This is a genomic window from Aeromicrobium yanjiei (genome assembly GCF_009649075.1).
In the GTDB taxonomy this organism is placed as follows: domain Bacteria; phylum Actinomycetota; class Actinomycetes; order Propionibacteriales; family Nocardioidaceae; genus Aeromicrobium; species Aeromicrobium yanjiei.
This window is the reverse complement of the sequence record NZ_CP045737.1, coordinates 2,872,629-2,891,874: the sequence shown is the minus strand read 5'-3', so window position 1 is coordinate 2,891,874 and position 19,246 is coordinate 2,872,629. Positions and strand designations below refer to the sequence as shown.

General features: G+C 69.6%; 19 protein-coding genes and 1 tRNA gene. 14 read left to right on the top strand and 6 right to left on the bottom strand.

The window, feature by feature from the left end; all coding sequences use genetic code 11:
- The first annotated feature begins 36 nt into the window (after window positions 1–36).
- The 7 genes from kdpF to GEV26_RS14130 are packed head-to-tail and all read left to right on the top strand — an operon-like array spanning window position 37 to window position 8,568.
- Window positions 37–126, top strand: coding sequence for a K(+)-transporting ATPase subunit F (kdpF, locus tag GEV26_RS14160; protein WP_153654067.1), 90 nt, complete (start codon window positions 37–39; stop codon window positions 124–126).
- Entirely contained in the window at window positions 126–1,784 is a 1,659-nt protein-coding gene (kdpA, locus tag GEV26_RS14155; protein ID WP_153654065.1) for a potassium-transporting ATPase subunit KdpA, read from the top strand. Before kdpF ends, kdpA begins: the two co-directional genes overlap by 1 nt.
- Window positions 1,781–3,790 carry a potassium-transporting ATPase subunit KdpB gene (kdpB, locus tag GEV26_RS14150; RefSeq protein ID WP_153654063.1) on the top strand — a complete coding sequence of 670 codons (2,010 nt, stop codon included), beginning with the start codon at window positions 1,781–1,783 and terminating at the stop codon, window positions 3,788–3,790. Before kdpA ends, kdpB begins: the two co-directional genes overlap by 4 nt.
- A 5-nt stretch (window positions 3,791–3,795) precedes the next feature.
- Entirely contained in the window at window positions 3,796–4,383 is a 588-nt protein-coding gene (kdpC, locus tag GEV26_RS14145; RefSeq protein ID WP_153654061.1) for a potassium-transporting ATPase subunit KdpC, read from the top strand.
- 2 nt (window positions 4,384–4,385) lie between these two features.
- Complete coding sequence (locus tag GEV26_RS14140) at window positions 4,386–6,881, top strand: ATP-binding protein (RefSeq protein ID WP_243838766.1); 2,496 nt, start codon at window positions 4,386–4,388, stop codon at window positions 6,879–6,881.
- Window positions 6,878–7,555: a response regulator gene (locus GEV26_RS14135; protein WP_153654059.1), complete on the top strand. Its 678-nt coding sequence runs from the start codon at window positions 6,878–6,880 to the stop codon at window positions 7,553–7,555. The genes GEV26_RS14140 and GEV26_RS14135 overlap by 4 nt, the downstream gene beginning before the upstream one ends.
- Window positions 7,552–8,568 (top strand): magnesium and cobalt transport protein CorA, encoded by a 1,017-nt coding sequence (locus GEV26_RS14130; protein ID WP_153654057.1) that lies wholly within the window; start codon window positions 7,552–7,554, stop codon window positions 8,566–8,568. Before GEV26_RS14135 ends, GEV26_RS14130 begins: the two co-directional genes overlap by 4 nt.
- Before the next feature lie 4 nt (window positions 8,569–8,572).
- On the opposite strand, the gene GEV26_RS14125 is transcribed toward GEV26_RS14130, so the two are convergent.
- Both GEV26_RS14125 and GEV26_RS14120 read right to left on the bottom strand, forming a co-directional pair.
- Window positions 8,573–8,881: an SAV_915 family protein gene (locus GEV26_RS14125; RefSeq protein WP_153654055.1), complete on the bottom strand. Its 309-nt coding sequence runs from the start codon at window positions 8,879–8,881 to the stop codon at window positions 8,573–8,575.
- Window positions 8,882–8,991: 110 nt separating this feature from the next.
- Window positions 8,992–9,065 (bottom strand) — tRNA-Arg (locus GEV26_RS14120).
- A gap of 92 nt (window positions 9,066–9,157) precedes the next feature.
- Between GEV26_RS14120 and GEV26_RS14115 the strand changes: the two genes are divergently transcribed.
- The 4 genes from GEV26_RS14115 (at window position 9,158) to GEV26_RS17920 (ending at window position 12,120) form a co-directional block, all read left to right on the top strand.
- Window positions 9,158–10,105, top strand: coding sequence for an extracellular catalytic domain type 1 short-chain-length polyhydroxyalkanoate depolymerase (locus tag GEV26_RS14115; RefSeq protein WP_153654053.1), 948 nt, complete (start codon window positions 9,158–9,160; stop codon window positions 10,103–10,105).
- Window positions 10,106–10,138: 33 nt separating this feature from the next.
- Entirely contained in the window at window positions 10,139–10,915 is a 777-nt protein-coding gene (locus GEV26_RS14110) for an HAD-IIA family hydrolase (protein ID WP_153654052.1), read from the top strand.
- 91 nt (window positions 10,916–11,006) lie between these two features.
- Complete coding sequence (locus GEV26_RS14105) at window positions 11,007–11,963, top strand: NAD-dependent epimerase/dehydratase family protein (protein WP_153654050.1); 957 nt, start codon at window positions 11,007–11,009, stop codon at window positions 11,961–11,963.
- Window positions 11,944–12,120 carry a hypothetical protein gene (locus tag GEV26_RS17920; protein ID WP_194839872.1) on the top strand — a complete coding sequence of 59 codons (177 nt, stop codon included), beginning with the start codon at window positions 11,944–11,946 and terminating at the stop codon, window positions 12,118–12,120. Before GEV26_RS14105 ends, GEV26_RS17920 begins: the two co-directional genes overlap by 20 nt.
- 13 nt (window positions 12,121–12,133) lie before the next feature.
- Here the strand turns inward: GEV26_RS17920 and mscL are convergent, their stop codons facing one another.
- The 3 genes from mscL to GEV26_RS14090 all read right to left on the bottom strand — a co-directional run bounded on the left by mscL (window position 12,134) and on the right by GEV26_RS14090 (window position 13,607).
- Complete coding sequence (mscL, locus tag GEV26_RS14100; protein WP_153654048.1) at window positions 12,134–12,547, bottom strand: large conductance mechanosensitive channel protein MscL; 414 nt, start codon at window positions 12,545–12,547, stop codon at window positions 12,134–12,136.
- A gap of 59 nt (window positions 12,548–12,606) precedes the next feature.
- Window positions 12,607–13,209 (bottom strand): SAF domain-containing protein, encoded by a 603-nt coding sequence (locus GEV26_RS14095; protein ID WP_153654047.1) that lies wholly within the window; start codon window positions 13,207–13,209, stop codon window positions 12,607–12,609.
- 71 nt (window positions 13,210–13,280) lie between these two features.
- On the bottom strand, window positions 13,281–13,607 hold the full coding sequence (locus GEV26_RS14090; protein ID WP_153654045.1) for an FmdB family zinc ribbon protein: 327 nt from the start codon (window positions 13,605–13,607) through the stop codon (window positions 13,281–13,283).
- Window positions 13,608–13,692: 85 nt separating this feature from the next.
- On the opposite strand from GEV26_RS14090, the gene GEV26_RS14085 reads away from it, so the two are divergent.
- Genes GEV26_RS14085 through GEV26_RS14075 form a run of 3 tightly spaced genes read left to right on the top strand, consistent with a single transcriptional unit; the run spans window position 13,693 to window position 18,682 of the window.
- Window positions 13,693–15,072 carry a hemolysin family protein gene (locus tag GEV26_RS14085; RefSeq protein WP_153654043.1) on the top strand — a complete coding sequence of 460 codons (1,380 nt, stop codon included), beginning with the start codon at window positions 13,693–13,695 and terminating at the stop codon, window positions 15,070–15,072.
- Window positions 15,069–16,121 carry a hemolysin family protein gene (locus GEV26_RS14080; RefSeq protein WP_153654041.1) on the top strand — a complete coding sequence of 351 codons (1,053 nt, stop codon included), beginning with the start codon at window positions 15,069–15,071 and terminating at the stop codon, window positions 16,119–16,121. The genes GEV26_RS14085 and GEV26_RS14080 overlap by 4 nt, the downstream gene beginning before the upstream one ends.
- 35 nt (window positions 16,122–16,156) lie before the next feature.
- Window positions 16,157–18,682: a penicillin acylase family protein gene (locus GEV26_RS14075; protein WP_153654039.1), complete on the top strand. Its 2,526-nt coding sequence runs from the start codon at window positions 16,157–16,159 to the stop codon at window positions 18,680–18,682.
- Here the strand turns inward: GEV26_RS14075 and GEV26_RS14070 are convergent.
- A complete protein-coding gene (locus GEV26_RS14070) occupies window positions 18,660–19,235 on the bottom strand; it encodes a 5-formyltetrahydrofolate cyclo-ligase (protein WP_208430745.1) in 576 nt (191 codons plus the stop codon). The genes GEV26_RS14075 and GEV26_RS14070 overlap by 23 nt on opposite strands.
- Between the last annotated feature and the right edge of the window lie 11 nt (window positions 19,236–19,246).

Here is a 19,246-nt window from a genome sequence, read left to right as displayed (position 1 = left end):
GCGGATCCGCCCGGACCCGGCGATTGACTGACGCCCATGAGTATCGAAAGCGGTTTGTTGATCGTCCTGGTCGTCGCGCTCGTGGCGTACCTGCTGGCGGCCCTGATCTTCCCGGAGCGTTTCTGATGTCCGACACCTGGAGCGGCCTCCTCACCCTCGTCACGCTCGTGGGCGTCCTCGCCCTCGTCTACGTGCCGCTCGGTGACTACATGGCCAAGGTCTTCACGACCCCGCGTCACTCCCGCGTGGAACGACGCATCTACCGCCTCGGCGGCGTCAACGCCGATGCCGAGCAGAGCCCGCGCGCCTACGCGATGAGCGTGGTCGGCTTCTCGGTCGTCAGCGTCGTGGTCCTGATGGCCATCCTGCTCGGCCAGGCGCACCTGCCGTTCAGCCGTGACCTGCCCGGCATGCCGTGGTGGATGTCGTTCAACACGGCGAGCTCGTTCGTGGCCAACACGAACTGGCAGTCGTACGGCGGTGAGTCGACCTTGGGCTTCGCCGCGCAGGCCGGCGGGCTGGCGGTGCAGAACTTCCTGTCCGCCGCCGTCGGCATCGCGGTGGCCGTCGCGCTGATCCGTGGCTTCGTCCGCGTGCGCAGCGGCGAGCTCGGCAACTTCTGGGTCGACCTGACCCGCGGGACCATCCGGATCCTGCTGCCCATCGCCGTCGTGGGCGCCCTCGTCCTCGCCGGCAACGGCGTCATGCAGAACTTCACGGACAGGTCAGTCGACACGTTGGCCGGTCACAGCCAGACCATCACGGGCGGGCCCGTCGCGAGCCAGGAGGTCATCAAGCTCCTCGGCACGAACGGCGGCGGGTTCTACAACGCCAACTCGGCCCATCCCTTCGAGAACCCCAACGGCTTCACCAACCTGTTCGAGATCTTCTTGATCCTGCTCATCCCGATCTGCCTCACCCGCACGCTCGGCACGATGCTCGGCAACCGCCGCCAGGGCCTGACGGTCCTCGGTGCGATGGTCGCGCTCATGGCCACGTTCGTCGCGGTCGTGACCTGGGCCGAGGTCGGCGCGCACTCGCAGGCCGCCCAGGTCGCCGGGGCATCGATGGAGGGCAAGGAGACACGTCTGGGGGAGTGGGCGTCGTCGCTCTTCGCCGTGATGACGACCGGCACCTCCACGGGCGCGGTCAACGCGTCGCACGACTCCATGACCCCGGTCGGCGGCGGCATGGCGCTGCTCAACATGATGCTCGGCGAGGTCACTCCCGGCGGCGTCGGCTCGGGCATCTACGGCATCTTGATCATGTCGATCCTCACGGTGTTCATCGCCGGGCTCCTGGTCGGGCGCACGCCTGAGTTCCTGGGCAAGAAGATCGGCTCGAAGGAGATGACGTACGTCGCGCTGTACGTGCTGACTGTCCCGGCGATCATCCTCGTCGGCGTCGGAACCGCCATCTCGCTGGCCAGCACGCCGGACGCGATGGGCAATCCGGGCGGCCACGGGTTCAGCGAGGTCGTCTACGCGTACACCTCGGGAGCCAACAACAACGGCAGCGCGTTCGGCGGCATCACCGTGACCTCGGACTTCTTCCAGATCACGATCGGCCTCGCGATGCTGCTGGGCCGTCTGATCCCCATCGTGCTGGTCCTGCTGCTCGCCGGTTCATTGGCCAAGCAGGCCAAGGTGCCCGAGACCGCAGGCACCCTTCCCACCACCACACCCCTTTTCGGGGGCCTGCTCGTCGGCGTCATCCTGCTCATCACAGGCCTGACCTTCTTCCCGGCGCTGGCTCTCGGTCCCATCGCGGAGGCACTGTCATGACGTTTTCCATCCTGCTGAAGCAGATGCTGGCCCAGCTGCCGGCAGCGCTTCGCAAGCTCGACCCGCGCCACCTGTGGCGCAGCCCGGTGATGTTCATCGTCTGGCTCGGCTCGGTCGCGACCACGATCGCGGTCTTCGCCGATCCGAGCACCTTCACGATCTCCCTGGCGATCTGGCTGTGGCTGACGGTCATCTTCGGCAACCTCGCCGAGGCCGTCGCCGAGGGCCGCGGCAAGGCGCAGGCTGCCTCGCTGCGCGCGGCCCGTACCGACACGATCGCGCGCGTCGTCGGGCCCGACGGCACCGAGTCGTCAGTGCCCGGCACGCAGCTGAAGGTCGGTGACCTCGTGCTCGTCGCGGCGGGCGAGGTCATCCCCGGCGACGGTGACGTCGTGGTGGGAGTCGCCTCGGTCGACGAGTCGGCCATCACCGGCGAGTCCGCCCCGGTGATCCGGGAGGCCGGCGGCGACCGGTCAGCGGTGACCGGCGGCACGAAGGTGCTGTCGGACGAGATCACCGTCAAGATCACGTCGGCCCCCGGCAGCACGTTCCTCGACAAGATGATCGCGCTGGTCGAGGGCACGTCGCGCCGCAAGACCCCCAACGAGATCGCCCTGTCGATTTTGCTGGTCAGCCTGACGCTGGTGTTCGTCCTCGCGGTCGCCACCCTGGCACCGATGGCCGACTACGCCGGAGCCCCGCAGGACCTGACGGTGCTGATCGCGCTGCTCGTGTGCCTCATCCCCACCACGATCGGAGCGCTGCTCAGCGCGATCGGCATCGCCGGCATGGACCGCCTCGTGCGGGTCAACGTGCTGGCCATGTCCGGCCGCGCGGTCGAGGCCGCGGGAGACGTCAGCACGTTGCTGCTCGACAAGACCGGCACCATCACGTACGGCAACCGGCAGGCCGCCCGCTTCGTCCCGATCGGCAGCGTCACCGACACCGAGCTGCGCGACGTCGTGCGGCTCTCCAGCCTGGCCGACCAGACCCCCGAGGGACGATCGATCGTCGCGCTGGCGCTGGCCGAGGGCGCGGACGACAACGACCTGCCGCAGGGTGCGTCGTTCGTCGAGTTCACCGCGCAGACCCGCATGTCGGGTGTCGACCTCGCGGACGGCACCCAGATCCGCAAGGGCGCGGGATCGGCGATCCACGGCTGGGTCGGCGGGACGATGCCGTCGCAGCTGACCGACGTCATCGAGTGGATCTCCAGCGACGGCGGCACCCCGCTCGTCGTGGCGTCCAAGCACGGCGACACGAGCACCGTGCTTGGTGTCATCCACCTGAAGGACGTGGTCAAGGAGGGCATGGTCGAGCGCTTCGCCCAGCTGCGATCGATGGGCATCCGCACCGTCATGGTCACCGGCGACAACGCCCTCACCGCCAAGTCGATCGCCGCCGAGGCCGGTGTCGACGACTTCCTGGCCGAAGCCACGCCCGAGGACAAGATGGACCTGATCCGCAGGGAGCAGGCCGGGGGACGCCTGGTCGCGATGACCGGCGACGGCACCAACGATGCGCCGGCGCTGGCCGCCGCGGACGTCGGCGTGGCGATGAACACGGGCACGTCGGCGGCCAAGGAGGCCGGCAACATGGTCGACCTCGACTCCGACCCGACCAAGCTCATCGACATCGTCGAGATCGGAAAGCAGCTGCTCATCACCCGCGGCGCGCTGACCACGTTCTCGATCGCCAACGACGTCGCGAAGTACTTCGCGATCATCCCGGCGATGTTCATGGTCGCCTACCCGTCGCTCGACGCGCTCAACATCATGGGGCTGGCCACTCCCCAGTCGGCCATCCTCTCGGCGGTCATCTTCAACGCCTTGGTGATCGTGGCGCTGATCCCGCTGGCCCTGCGCGGCGTCAAGTTCCGTCCTGCGTCCGCCTCGGCGGTCCTGCGGCGCAACATCCTCGTGTTCGGCGTCGGTGGCGTCATCGCACCGTTCATCGGCATCAAGCTCATCGACCTGCTCATCTCCACCATCCCAGGAATCGGGTAATCAGCATGATCAAAGACTTCGGCCGTCAGTCCCTGGCGGGACTGCGCATCCTCCTGGTCTTCACCGTCATCCTCGGCATCGTCTACCCGGCGGCCGTCTGGGGACTCGGTCGGACCGTGCACCACCAGACCGACGGGCAGCCGGTGACGATGGACGGGCGGGTCGTCGGCTCGGGCATCATCGGTCAGAACTTCGAGGGCGACGAGTGGTTCCACTCGCGTCCGTCGCCCAACGACTACGACACCCTGGCCTCGGCTCCCTCCAACCTCGGGCCGTCCAACACGGATCTGATCGCGGCCATCGAGGAGCGTCGTGCGGCGGTCGCGAAGACGGAGTCGGTCGATCCGTCCGAGGTCCCGCCCGACGCCGTCACGGCGTCCGGGTCGGGACTGGACCCCCACATCTCTGTGGCGTACGCCGACATCCAGGTCGACCGGGTGGCCGAGGCCAACGGACTGAGCGCGTCTGCGGTCCGGTCCCTGGTCGACCGCTTCACCGAGGGGCGCTCGCTCGGCTTCCTCGGCGAGCCGGGCGTCAACGTCCTGCGGCTCAACGTGGCCGTCAAGGACGCCGCGACGCAGGCGGCGAGCTGACTGTGGACTCCCGAGGCAAGCTCCGGGTCTACCTCGGCGCTGCCCCGGGAGTCGGCAAGACGTACGCGATGCTCGACGAGGCGCAGCGGCGGGTCGCCCGGGGGACCGACGTGGTCGTCGGCGTCGTGGAGACGCACGGCCGCGAGAACACCGCCAAGGCGCTCGCCGGCCTGGAGGTGGTGCCGCGGCGGTCCATGGACTACCGCGGCACCACCTACCTCGAGATGGATCTCGACGGCGTCCTCGCGCGGCGGCCCGAGGTCGTGCTGGTCGACGAGCTCGCGCACACCAACATCGGCGGCTCGCTGCACGAGAAGCGGTGGCAGGACGTCGAGGCGATCCTGGCAGCCGGCATCCACGTGATCACGACAGTCAACATCCAGCACCTGGAGTCGCTCAACGACGTCGTCGAGGCCATCACGGGACAGCGTCAGCGCGAGACCGTGCCTGACCGGGTGGTGCGTCAGGCCGATGCGATCGAGCTGGTCGACATGAGCCCGCAGGCACTGCGTCGGCGCATGGCGCACGGCAACATCTACAGCCACGACAAGGTCGACGTGGCCCTGGGGCAGTACTTCCGTGAGGGCAATCTGGCCGCGCTGCGGGAGCTCGCCCTGCTGTGGCTCGCCGACCGGGTGGACGAGGGGCTCGACCAGTACCGCGAGAAGCACGAGATCGACTCCACCTGGGCCACCCGCGAACGCATCGTGGTCGCGCTGACCGGCGGACCGGAGTCGGCGGCGCTGCTGCGCCGGGCCGCCCGCATCGCGTCCCGCGGGTCCGGAGGAGAGTGGATGGCGCTCTACGTCGCACGTCGCGACGGGTTGTCCGGGGTCACCCCGGACCAGCTGCTCAAGCTCCGCAGGACCACCGAGGACCTCGGCGGCACGCTGCACACCGTCGTCGGCGACGACACGGCCACGGCGATCCTGGACTTCGCTCGTGCCGAGAACGCGAGCCAGGTGATCATCGGGGCCAGCCGCCGTGGCCGGCTCTCGACCCTGCTGCGCCCTGGGGTGGGCGAGCTGGTCATCGCCGCGTCGGGCGACATCGACGCGCACGTGGTCACCCACGACTACGCGCGACGCAAGAACACGACGGTGCGCGCCTCCAGCAACCTGAGCCGCGGGCGCCTGTACCTGGGATACGCCTTCGGCATCCTGGCGCCGCTGGTCGCCAGCGAGCTGCTGGTCCTGACCGATTCCCTGCACGGCCTGCCGACCGAGGCCATGGTCCTGATGGCGGTCGTCGTCGGCACCGCGCTGGTGGGCGGCATCGTCCCGGCGATCATCTCGGCCGTCGTCAGCAGCCTGGCGCTCAACCTCGTCTTCACCCCGCCGTTGTGGTCGCTGACGATCGCCGATCCCGAGAACGCCTTCGCGATCGGGTTGTTCCTCGTGGTGGGCATCGCGGTCGCCTCGGTCGTGGACCGCGCCGCCCGCAACACGGTGCTGGCCCGCAAGGCGCGGGCGGAGTCCGACGCCCTGACCGTGCTCGCCCACAGCCTCCTGCACGCGGGTGACGACGTGGAGACCCTGCTGGCGAGCGCATGTGAGCTGTTCGGGGCCAGGGGTGCGGCGGTCTTCGGCGCCGTCGACGGTCGGCAGGAGGTCATGGCCGCGTCGGGTGCTCCTCCTGCCTCGTTGGATTCCGCAGACGTCACGGTCTCGATCGACGAGTCCACGACGCTGGCCCTCTGCGGACGAAGGCTCGACGCGTCCGACCGGCGTCTGCTCAAGGCGTACGCCGCGCACGCAGCCGTCCTGGCCGAGCGGACCCGAGCCCACCAGGCCGAGACGGAGCGGGCCCAGCTCGCGGTGGGCAACAAGACACGGACCGCGCTCCTCGCGGCCGTCTCGCACGACCTCCGCTCGCCCCTTGCGGCGGTGAAGGCGGCGGCAGGCAGCCTGCGCAACACGGACATCCGGTGGTCCCCGGACGACGAGGCGCAGCTGCTCGAGACGATCGAGGACTCCGCAGACCGGCTCAACGCGCTCGTCGTGAACCTGCTCGACATGAGTCGCATCCAGACCGGCGCCGTCAGGCCCACCCTCACCGAGGTCGACCTGGACGACACGGTGCACCAGGCGATCGGCACGGTGGCCGAGGGCAGCCGCATCGCGGTGCGCCTGGATGAGTCGCTCGTCGCGCTCGCCGATCCGGGCCTGCTGGAACGTGTCGTCGCCAACATCTGCGAGAACGCGATCAAGTACTCACCGCCGCCGGCGCCGATCACGGTCGACGGGTCCCGGACGTCTCGGGGCGTCGTGATCCGGATCGCGGACAGCGGCCCGGGCATCGCCGAGGAGAACCACGAGCGTCTCTTCGCGCCGTTCCAACGCCTCGGCGACGTCCCGGCCGGGGACGGCGTCGGCCTCGGGCTCGCGGTGGCCCAGGGCCTCACCGAGGCCATGGGCGGCACCCTCACCGCTGAGGACACCCCGGGCGGGGGACTCACCTTCGTCCTCGAGCTCACCACACCTCAGGAGCAGTCATGACCCTCGTGCTGACCGTCGACGACGATCCGGCAATCCTTCGCACCTTGAGCATCAACCTGAAGGCGCGGGGCTACGGCGTGGAGATCGCCACCGACGGTCGTTCGGCGCTGCAGATCGTCCACGAGTGCATGCCCGACGCGATCCTGCTGGACCTGGGCCTGCCTGACCTGGACGGCATCGCGGTCCTGCGCCAGGTCCGGTCCTTCAGTCAGGTGCCGGTCATCGTGGTGTCCGCGCGGGCCGAGTCCGACGACAAGGTCGAGGCGCTCGACCTCGGCGCGGACGACTACGTCTCCAAGCCGTTCAGCATGGAGGAGCTGCTCGCGCGCGTGCGGGCCGCGACGCGGCGCAACATCACCGGTGCGGTCGAGCCGGTCGTGCAGGTGGGCGGGCTGCTGATCGACTCGGCCGACTCCAAGGCCACGCGTGACGGCGTGATCATCCACCTCACGCCGACCGAGTGGAAGATCGTCTCGGTGCTCGTCCGCAACCGCGGGCGGCTCGTGCGGCAGGCGGACCTGCTGCACGAGGTGTGGGGACCCGGCTACGAGCAGGAGACGAACTACCTGCGCGTGCACCTCGCGAGCATCCGGCGCAAGCTCGAGCCGGACCCGGGCGAACCGCGGCTCTTCATCACCGAGGCAGGTCTGGGCTACCGGTTCAATCCCGCATGAGCCTCATCGACAACGCGATCTACGTCGGCGGGCGACGCATGGCCAACCCCGAGACCCTCGAGGCCACGTTCGAGCTGTTGCGGTCGCAGCAGGGGATGGCCTGGATCGGGCTCTACCGGCCGGACGTCGCCGAGATCTGCGCGGTCGCGGCCGAGTTCGAGCTGCACCAGTCGGCGGTCGACGACGCGATCGCCGCCCACCAACGTCCCAAGCTCGAGCGTTACGGCAGCACCTTGTTCGCGGTCCTGCGACCTGCGAGGTACGTCCAGGAGACCGAGAAGGTCGAGTTCGGCGAGCTGCACGTCTTCGTCGGGCCGGACTTCGTGGTGACCATCCGGCATGCCGAGTCGCCTGATCTCGGCCGGGTGCGGCGGGACCTCGAGGCCGATGCGGAGCTGCTCCGTGCCGGTCCGGAGTCGGTCCTGTACGCGATCATCGACCAGGTCGTCGACGAGTACGCGCCGGTCCTGCGTGGGCTCGAGGACGACATCGACGAGATCGAGGACCAGCTGTTCCGTGGCGAGGCCACGGTCTCGAGGCGGATCTACGAGCTCGCGCGTGAGGTCATCGAGTTCCAGCGGGCGACCCACTCCTTGCTGAACATGATCGCGTCCCTGGAGGACGGCTTCGACAAGTACGGCGTCGAGCACGAGCTGCAGCACCGCCTGCGCCTCGTACGGGCGCACTGTGCCCGCATCGCCGAGCGCGCTGACTCGTTCCGGGCGATCCTGCAGAATGCGCTCACGGTCCACAGCACACTGATCAGCCAGCGGCAGAACGACGAGATGCGCAATCTCGCCGAGACGAGCCTCGCGCAGAGCGAGGAGGTCAAGAAGATCTCCGGCTGGGCCGCGATCCTGTTCGCACCCACGGTGGTCGGCACGATCTACGGCATGAACTTCGAGCACATGCCCGAGCTGGCCTGGAGATTCGGCTTCCCGTCCGCGCTGGCGGCGATGGCCCTGACGAGCCTCGTCCTCTACGTCGTCTTCAAGCGGCGGCGCTGGCTGTGAGACGTCAGGCGCAGAGGGGGCGATCGGGGGCCGAGCTGCGCAGATCGGCCACGATCAGCTGGGGATCGACCTGGATCGTGACGATGTCCAGGGGCGCGAGCAGCGCATGGAGCGCGCCCTCGCTCAGCCTGATCCAGTCCCGTCCAGGCTGGACTGCCTCGAGCGCAGCGATCGAGCTGAAGGCGATGCCGACCCGCGTGCCGCTCTTTTGACGGGCCGTCATCAGGGTGAGGGTCCCGAGCGGCGAACGGCGGACGGGGACGACCAGAGTCTTCATGCGGTGGTGCTCCTCGAGCCGGTGACGTGCTGACATCACGAACGTAGGACCGCTGCGGGACGGGCGGAAGCACCTTCACGCAACCTTGACACGACCTTGGCGAAAGTGTCGACGTCGCGCGTCTCGAGGTGGCGAGTGCCATGGAGTGCCCTCGACAGGAATCGAACCTGTGGCCTACCGCTTAGGAGGCGGTCGCTCTATCCGACTGAGCTACGAGGGCGTGGGTGTCAGGCTATCGGGCCTTGCCCCGAGCACCTACGATCGCCCTGTGCCCTGTCGTCCCCAGCCTCCGTCATGCCCGGGGCGTGAGTCGTGAGGCGGCCCCTGATCGGGCTCGCGATCCTGACGCTGATCCTGGGCACGCTCGCGGCGTGCGGGGCGCCGGCCGACACCGCGGCGTCGGGCGCCGTGCAAGCCGGCTGCACGACCGCGCGCCCGCTTCCGGCAGGTGACACGGACCGCTCGATCGTCGTCGGCGGTCGCGAGCGGTCGTACCTCCTGCACGTGCCGCCGGGCTACCGGCCGACCGAGCGCACCCCGCTGGTGCTGATGTTCCACGGGCTCGGCGGCGATCCCCGCACCGTGCTCGAGTCCACCGAGATGGGGGTGATGGCCGACAAGGCCAACGCGATCCTGGCGGTGCCGCTGGGTCGCGGCAAGCCCTCGCAGTGGCACTTCCGCTCACCCACCTCCAACCCGCGGTCAGACCTCGCCTTCGTCCGCGCGCTCGTCAAGCAGCTGAAGAAGGACGCGTGCGTCGACTCCTCGCGCACGTACGCTGCAGGCTTCTCCAACGGCTCTGCGCTCACCCTGGCGCTGGCGTGCGACGCGTCGACGCAGTTCGCGGCGTACGCGGCGGTGTCGGGCCCCTACTACGAGCCGCAGTGCGCCGAGGCGCCCCCGGCCTCGATCGTCTACTTCCACGGGACGGCCGACACGACCGTGCCGTTCAAGGGCGCCAACACGGTGATCGGCCACCTGCCGCCGGTCAACGACATCATGTCCCAGTGGGCGAAGCACGACCGCTGCCCCTCCGACGGGGCCACGACCCGGGCGACGAGCACGGTGCGGCACTTCGCCTGGGCCGGCTGCGAGGACGGCACGTCGGTCGAGATCTACGCGGTGGTCGGGGGCGTGCACGGATGGCCCGGCGGCGGCCCGATGTCACCTGGTCGCACCTCCCGCACCAAGGACAGCCCGGTGGACGCGACGGCGCTGATCTGGAAGTTCTTCGCCCAGCATCCCGCTGGTGGACAATAGGTCCATGAGCAACCAGCAGGTCGTGGTGACGCGATGACCAAGCCCATCGAGACCTGGCTGACGGACATGGACGGGGTGCTGGTCCACGAGGAGAAGGCGATCCCCGGCGCGGCGGAGTTCATCGGGCGGCTCAACGAGACGGGTCGCAAGTTCCTGATCCTGACCAACAACTCGATCTTCACGCCACGCGATCTCTGCGCACGGCTGCGCGCCGCGGGCATCGACGTGCCCGAGTCCGCGATCTGGACCTCGGCCCTGGCGACCGCGAAGTTCCTCTCCGAGCAGCGCCCCGAGGGCACGGCGTACGTGATCGGCGAGGCCGGCATGACGACCGCGCTGCACAACGTCGGCTACATCATGACGAGCAGCGCACCGGACTACGTCGTGCTGGGGGAGACCCGGACGTACTCGTTCGAGGCCATCACCCGGGCGATCCAGCTGATCGAGAAGGGTGCCCGGTTCATCGCGACCAATCCGGACGCGACCGGCCCCTCGCCCACGGGCTCGCTGCCCGCGACCGGATCGGTCGCGGCCTTGATCACGAAGGCGACCGGCGTGGAGCCCTACTTCGTCGGCAAGCCCAATCCGCTCATGATGCGCAGCGCCCTCAACCAGATCGAGGCGCACTCGGAGGTCACGGTGATGATCGGTGACCGGATGGACACCGACGTGCTGTCCGGTCTCGAGGCCGGGCTGCGGACGTTCCTCGTGCTGACCGGGTCGACCCCGGCCAGCGCGGTCGACCGCTTCCCGTTCCGGCCGACCGAGATCTACTCCTCGATCGCCGACATCGTGCCTCTCGTCGTCTGATCTGCCCGACGCGCAGTTGTTACCTGCGGGTAACGCATCCGGGGCGAAATTTGTTATCGTTTCGTAATCTCCTGACCGGGCCCACAGGTCCATGAGGGGGACGCCCGGGCCGTTCGTGCCTGGGCAACTCACCAGGGAGCGAAGCGTGAAGGTTTTTCTCACGGGTGCGAGCGGAGTGATGGGCCGATCGTCCATCGAGGCCTTGCACCAGGCAGGTCATGACGTGGTCGGGCTGGTCCGGACCGAGGAGCACGCCGCCATGGTGGCCGCGACGGGCGCCCAGCCGTGGAAGGGTGACCTGTACGACCGGCAGACGCTCGCGGCCGGCATGGCCGGGTGCGACGCCGTCGCCAATCTCGCCACCAAGGTCCCGGTCGGCGCCGCCGCCCTCAGGCCCGGATCGCTCAAGGCGATCGACCGCATCCGGCTCAACGGGTCCCGGGTCGTCGCGGACGCCGCGACGCGAGCCGGCGTCGGGCGCCTCGTCCAGCAGAGCCTCAGCTTCATCTACGCCGACCAGGCGGACGAGTGGATCGACGAGCACAGCCCTGTCGACGTGACCCGCGCGACCGAGCCGGTCGTCGTGGCGGAGGACAACGTTCGCGCGTTCGGCGACCGGGGCGGCGTCGCGGTCAGCCTGCGCTTCGGGCTGATCACCGGGGACGACGCCAACACCGCGTGGCTGTTCCGCCGTGCGGCGGCCGGCAGGTCCATCGGACTGGGGAGGGAGGACACGTGGATGCACGTCGTCCACCCCGACGACGTGGGCACGGCCGTGGTCCACGCGCTGTGTGCCCCGGGGGGCTACTACAACGTCGGCTCCGAACCGGTCCAGCGGCGCGACTACGTCGACACGATCGCCCAGGCAGCCGGCCGCACGGGCGGGCACTTCCTGCCCCCGTGGATCCTGCGCCTCGGCGGCGAGAAGCTCGAGATCCTCACGCGTTCGCAGCGAGTCAGCTCGCACCTGTTCAGCGAGCGCACGGGGTGGCACCCGCGCCATCCCCAGCTCACGTCAGCGTGGTTCGATGAGCTCGTCGAAGCCTGACCGCGCCGAGCAGGAGCGCCGCCGCCGGGCGGCCGAGCTGCTCGGGGACCTCCTGCCCAGCACGACCTCCGACGAGACCGACGAGGGATGGGGCGAGCGTGGGGCGAAGTCCCGCGACGAGGAGTACCTCCGCGACGTCCCGCCCCACCACGGCTGAGCCGGGAACCGGGCTAGAGCTGGGTCGTCCCTCCGGGGCGGCTCTTGAGGGAGTCCCGGATCTCGCGCAGCAGGGCGATGTCCTCGCTGACGCCCTCGGGCTCGGGCTCCTTGCCCGCGTCCCGCCTCTCGTTGATCTTCTTCATCGGCACGACGATGAAGAAGTAGACGACGGCCGCGGTGATCACGAACGTGATCACGGAGTTGATGAAGCCACCGACGTCGACCAGGGTCTCGTCGTTGCCGCTGAAGATCTTGAACCCGAGCCCGTTGGCGGAGTCCCTGCCACCTGCGGCCGCGAGCAGCGGGTTGATGAACGACGAGGTGAACGAGGACACCAGCGCCGTGAACGCAGTGCCGATGACGACAGCGACCGCCAGGTCGACGATGTTGCCGCGCAGCAGGAAGTCCTTGAATCCCTTGAGCATGGTGCCCCCTCTGTGGGTTCGATGGGTGGCTCGACCCTAGCGAGAACTCCCAGCGTGAACTAGGGACTCCCGGGGGTGGACGTGATCACGCTGAACCGAGACGTCAGCCCCGCCCCGGCCAGCCTGAGCGCATTCTTCTCGGTGGTCACGAGGCCCAGGGCGGTCGCGTCGGAGTCGTCGTCGGACGGCACGGTCACGACCTCGACGTCGCGGGCGACCACGCTCGCCTCGCTCTCGCCGTCGGGGTCGACCGCGACCACGTCGACCCGGTCACCGACGCGTACGGCTGCTGCACCATCGGCCCGGTCGACCCGGATCGTGGTCAGCACGGCCCCGGCCCCGTAGCCCGACAGGGAGCCGGCCCGCACGATGCGGAAGTCCGTGACGACCTCGCCTGCGCGCATCGGGCCGGCGACCCGGCGGCCGACGGCCTCGGCCCGCTCAAGGGCGTGTGCCGGCGCCACGGCCGCGGGCACGACGGTCGTGCGCAGGTCGCCGGCTCCGATCACGTGCCCGCTGAGGAGATCGCGGTGGACCACCTGCACCCGTACGCCGTCGACGTCGTGGCGAAGCGACGTGAGAGCGGCGAGGACTGCGAGACCCGCGAAGAGCGCGGCGAGCAGACGACGGTGCTCGAGCACGAGCTCCTGGATCCGGTCCATGACCGGACTCTAGGCAGGTCCGGCCGGACGGTGCCGCCCGTCGTCCACAGGTCAGGCCCGCGGAGCGGACGTCAGGCGGCGGAGTCGCTGCCCGATGTGGAGGCCGGGGTGGACGCGGCCGGCTTGCTGTCGCTCGAGGACGTCGACGCTGCGGACGACGAGCTGTCGCCCGAGGACGAGGACGAGCCCGACGAGCCCGACGAGCTGGACGACGTGGAGCCCGAACGGCTGTCGGTCTTGTAGAAACCCGAGCCCTTGAACACGACACCCACGGCGTTGAACACCTTGCGCAGATCGCCCCCACAGGTGGGGCAGACGGTCAGCGCATCGTCGGTGAAGCTCTGCTGGACCTCCAGCGCTTCTCCGCAGTCCTTGCACTGGTACTGGTACTTCGGCACGACTTGCTCCCGCTCGATCGAAAATGCTTCCCAAGGGTACAGTTGGCCCCACCGTGACCGAATCCGTCCCTCCCGGAGCCCATCGATGACCGAATGGCTTCTCCTGGCCACGTCCCTGCTCCTCATGCTCGCGTGCGGCATCTTCGTTGCCGCGGAGTTCTCCTTCGTCACGGTCGACCGTGCCACGATCGAGCGCGACGCCGAGGCAGGTGACCGGGGCGCGCAGGGCACCTTGATCGCCCTGCGATCGCTGTCGACCCAGCTCAGCGGCGCACAGCTCGGCATCACGATCACCAACCTGGCGATCGGCTATCTGGCCGAGCCGGCGATCGGCAACCTGCTGCGCGATCCCCTCGAGGCCGCGGGCCTGGAGGGCGGCGCGCTCCGGGGCGTCTCGTACGGCATCGCGCTCGTGCTCAGCACCGTCGTGACGATGCTCGTCGGCGAGCTCGTGCCCAAGAACTTCGCCCTGGCCCTGCCGCAGCGCACCGCCGCGATGACCCAGCTGCCGCAACGCCTGTTCACCAAGGCGATGGCGTGGCCGATCCGGCTCCTCAACGGCATGGCCAACGCGATCCTGCGGGCCCTCGGCGTCGAGCCGCAGGAGGAGCTGCGTTCGGCCCGATCGCCGGTCGAGCTCCGCTCGCTCGTGCTCCGCTCCGCGATCGAGGGCGCGATCGACGACGAGACGGCCGACCTGGTCGCCCGCAGCATCGCGTTCGGCGACCGCACCGCCGCCGACGTCCGCACCCCGCGCGTCCGCGTGCACTTCCTGGAGGGGCGCGACACGGCGCACGACGTCATCGAGGCGGCGCGGCAGACCGGCCACTCCCGGTTCCCGGTCATCGGCAAGGGACCCGACGAGATCCTGGGCATCGTCCACGTCAAGGACGCGGTCGGCGTCGACCTGAACCGCCGCCGCAACGTACGCCTCGTGGACATCCTGGTCCCGGCGACGACCGTTCCGGACAGCATCGAGCTGGACCCCCTGCTCTCGGTGCTGCGCGAGCAGGGCATGCAGATGGCGATCGTCGTCGACGAGTACGGCGGCACTGACGGCGTCGTGACCCTCGAGGACCTCATCGAGGAGATCGTGGGTGACATCGCCGACGAGCACGACCGGCTCTCCTCCCGCAGCCGGCACCGCCGTGACGGCACCTGGTCGCTGTCGGGCCTGCTGCGTCCCGACGAGGTCGAGGAGCAGACCGGCATCGCGCTCCCCGAGGGCGAGGACTACGAGACGATCGCAGGTCTGATCCTCGAGAAGCTCGGACGCATCGGCGTCCGCGGCGACGTCGTGGTCCTCGACATCGACCGCACCCCCGACGACGACGAGGACGATCCCGAGCCGCTGCACGTCGCCCTGACGATCGAGCGGATGGAGGGGCGCCGGATCGACCGCGTCTCCCTGACGGTCATCGACGACGAACCGGCCGACGCGACGACCACGGGGGCCACGTCATGAGCGACTGGGGAGGCGTCGCACTGACGTTCGTGCTGCTGGCGCTCAACGCGTTGTTCGTCGCGGCCGAGTTCGCGCTGATCTCGGCGCGGCGGACGCAGCTCGAGCCACGCATCGCGGCGGGCTCACGTCCCGCCCGCATGGCGATGCGGGCGATCGAGAGCATCACGCAGGTGATGGCCGCCGCGCAGCTCGGCATCACGATCTGCTCGCTGGGCCTCGGCGCCGTGGGAGAGCCCGCGGTCGCCCACCTGATGGAGCCCGTGTTCGAGGCCGTCGGGATGCCCGAGAACTTCGTCCACCCCGTCTCGTTCATCATCGCGATGACCCTGGTCGTCGGTGCGCACGTGGTCCTCGGCGAGATGGTCCCCAAGAACCTCGCGCTCGTGGGACCCGACCGGGCTGCCTTGTTCCTCGGCCCGTTCATGCTCGGCGTCGTGTTCGTGCTCAAGCCGTTCGTCGTGGTGCTCAACGGGACCGCCAACCTGGTCGTGCGGCTGTTCCGGGTCGAGCCGGTCGACGAGGTCTCCTCGACGTACACGCACGACGAGGTCGCCGGCCTGGTCGAGGAGTCCCGCCGCGAGGGTCTGCTCGACGAGGACGAGTACGGTCTCGTGTCCGGTGCCCTCGACTTCTCCGACGGCACGATCGACCAGGTGCTGCTCCCGCGCGACGGCCTCGTCACGATCCCGCCGAGCGCCACGCCGGCCGACGTCGAGCAGGCCTGCGCCCAGACCGGCTTCTCGCGGTTCCCGGTCGAGGACGAGGACGGTGACATCACCGGCTACCTGCACATCAAGGACGTGCTGGAGACCGACGAGCGGTCGCGCCTGGTGACGATCGCCGACAAGTGGCTGCGCCCGCTCGCGACGGTCGCGGCCGGTTCGGGGCTCTACGAGGCCCTGCGGACGATGCAGACCCGCGGCTCCCACATGGCGCGCGTGGCCGACGAGAGCGGCACGGTGCTGGGCGTCATCATGCTCGAGGACGTCCTCGAGGAGCTCGTCGGCGAGATCCGCAGCAATCGGCCCGCGGCCGGCCGCACGTCCTGAGCGACCGCGGCCGGGTCGTGGTCCAGACTGTCTCCGTGCGCCGCCTCCTGATCGTCATCTCCGGTCTGCTCGCCATCGTCGTCGTCGGGGTCGCGATCTTCTCGTTCGTGACGGTACGCAAGTCGTTCCCCGACACCAACGGCCAGGTCCAGATCTCGAGCCTCGCGGGCGACGTGGAGGTCAAGCGCGACGGTCTGGGCATCCCGCAGATCTACGCCGACACCCCCGAGGACCTGTTCCTCGCCCAGGGCTACGTGCACGCGCAGGACCGGTTCTACGAGATGGACTTCCGCCGGCACGTGACGTCCGGCCGGCTCGCGGAGCTGGTGGGGGACGCGGCCCTCGACACCGACAAGTACGTGCGCACGCTCGGCTGGCGCCGGGTGGCCGAGAAGGAGGTCGCCCTCCTCGACGACACGACGCTGTCGTTGCTCAAGGCGTACGCGCGCGGCGTCAACTCCTACATCGACAACCGGTCGAGCTCCGAGCTGTCGCTGGAGTACGCGGTCCTGGAGCTGACCGGGCCGGACTACACGCCCGAGCCGTGGACGGTCGTGGACTCGCTCGCCTGGATCAAGGCGATGGCGTGGGACCTGCGCAGCAACATGACCGACGAGATCGACCGCGTCCTCGCCACCGAGAAGCTGACCGTCGCGCAGGTCGAGGAGCTCTATCCGGACTACCCGAAGGGCCACCGCACGATCGTCGGCGACGAGGGCACCGTCCGTGACGGCGCGTTCACCGCACAGGCGCCCGCCCCGACCCAGGAGGGCCTGGCGCGCTCGGCGGTCACGTCGCTGAAGAAGGCCAGGTCGAGCGCAGAGGCGCTGCCGGCCCTCCTCGGCATCGGCGACGGCATCGGCTCGAACTCCTGGGTCGTCGACGGCGACCACACGACCACCGGCGAGCCGATCCTCGCGAACGACCCGCACCTCGCGCCGTCGATGCCCGGCATCTGGTACCAGGTCGGCCTGCACTGCCGGACCGTCGACGAGGCCTGCCCGTACGACGTCGCGGGCTTCTCGTTCTCGGGCCTGCCCGGTGTGGTCGTGGGGCACAACGCCAAGATCGCGTGGGGCGTCACGACGATGTACGCCGACGTGGCCGATCTCTACCTCGAGCGGGTCACGGGCGACACGTACGAGTACGACGGGAAGCAGGTGCCGCTGAAGACCCGCCGCGAGACGTTCAAGATCGCCGGCGAGGAGTCGCAGACCATCACGGTGCGATCGACTCGTCACGGCCCGATCCTGTCCGATCTCGACGAGGACGCCGAGGACGTGGGCGAGGCCGCGCAGAAGAATGCGACCCGCGGCTCGTACGAGGTCGCGCTGCGGTGGACCGCGCTCACGCCGGAGCCGACGATCAAGGCGGTCTTCGCCCTGGGCCGGGCCCAGGACTGGGACGACTTCCGGGCCGCGGCGAAGCTGTTCACGGTGCCGTCGCAGAACCTGGTGTACGCGGACGTCGACGGCAACATCGGCTACCAGTCCCCGGGCACGATCCCGGTCCGTCGCCAGGGCGACGGGCGCTGGCCGGTGCCGGGCTGGGACCCCGCCTTCGAGTGGAAGGGCTCGATCCCGTTCGACGAGCTGCCGAGCGTCCTCAACCCGGACGAGGGCTTCATCGTCACGGCCAACAACAAGGTCATCGGGGACCAGTACCCGAAGCTGCTGGGGGCGGACACCGCCGCGGGCTACCGCTCGGAGCGCATCCGCGAGCTGATCGAGTCTCGGATCGGCAAGGGCGGCAAGGGCCTGGACGTCCAGGACATGTCGAGCATCCAGAACGACACCTACAGCGCGAACGCCGCTCGTCTGGTGCCGGCGCTGCTCAAGGTCGAGCTGGGCAGCCGCTACCACCGCCAAGGGCAGGCCACCCTCGAGAAGTGGGACCTCAAGCAGGACGCGGACTCACCCGGAGCGGCGTACTTCAACTCCGTCTGGCGCCACCTGCTGGAGCTGACGTTCCACGACGAGCTGCCCGAGGCCGTGTGGCCCGAGGGTGGGGAGCGCTGGTTCAACGTCGTGAGCGGCCTGCTCGACAAGCCCGGCAGCCACTGGTGGGACGACGTCTCGACCCCCGAGAAGGAGTCGCGCGACCAGATACTTTCCACGGCGATGCAGGACGCCCGCGACGAGCTGACGATGATCCAGTCGCGCAATCCCAGCCAGTGGCGCTGGGGGACGATGCACAAGCTGGAGCTGGTCAACCCGACGCTCGGCGACTCCGGCGTCGGGCTGGTCGACAAGCTGTTCAACCGTGGCCCGTACCGCGTCGGCGGCGGCGGCGGCATCGTGGACGCGACGAGCTGGGACGCGACGGAGGGCTACGAGGTCACGTCCGTGCCGTCGATGCGGATGATCGTCGACCTCGCGGACCTGGACCGGTCACGCTGGATCCAGCTCACCGGCGCCTCCGGACATGCGTTCCACGACCACTACGTGGACCAGCAGGAGCGGTGGCGCAAGGGCGAGACCGTGCCGTGGGTGTTCGGCCGCCGAGCCGTCGAGGACGCCACCGACGACACCCTGACCCTCACGTCGCGCGGCTCGGCCTGACGCGGAACAGGCCCGAGGGGGTCACGGCCATCTGGACGGGGACGTCGTGGGCCTCGTGGGGGACCTCGGGCAGCAGCTCGTCGGTGAAGACGATCGCGCACAGGGGTGCCGTCGTGGCCGCGAGGGCCCTGTCGTAGTAACCGGCCCCACGTCCCAGCCGGTGACCTGCGTGGTCGACCGCCAGGGCCGGCAGCAGCACGACGTCGCAACCCGCCAGCGCGTCCGCGCCGAGGCGCGGGCCGTCCGGCTCCGCGATGCCCATTGGGGTCACGGTGAAGGACCCTGCCGGGTCGTGGACGGCCCAGTCGAGCGTTCCCCCGGGCAGGCTCACGGGCACCACGACCTCGATGCCCCGCTCGTGCAGCCCCGCAAGGGTCGGGGCGGTGCCGGGCTCGGACGGCATCGAGAGATAGCAGGCGACCCGGCGGGCGCGGACCACGGCCGGCATGGCCAGCACGTGCAGCGCGATCGCCTCGGCCGCCTCGGCACGCTCAGCCCCGGTCATGGCGCGTCTGCGGGCGAGCAGCGCCGTGCGCACCTGTGCCTTCGTCACGGCCTGACGCT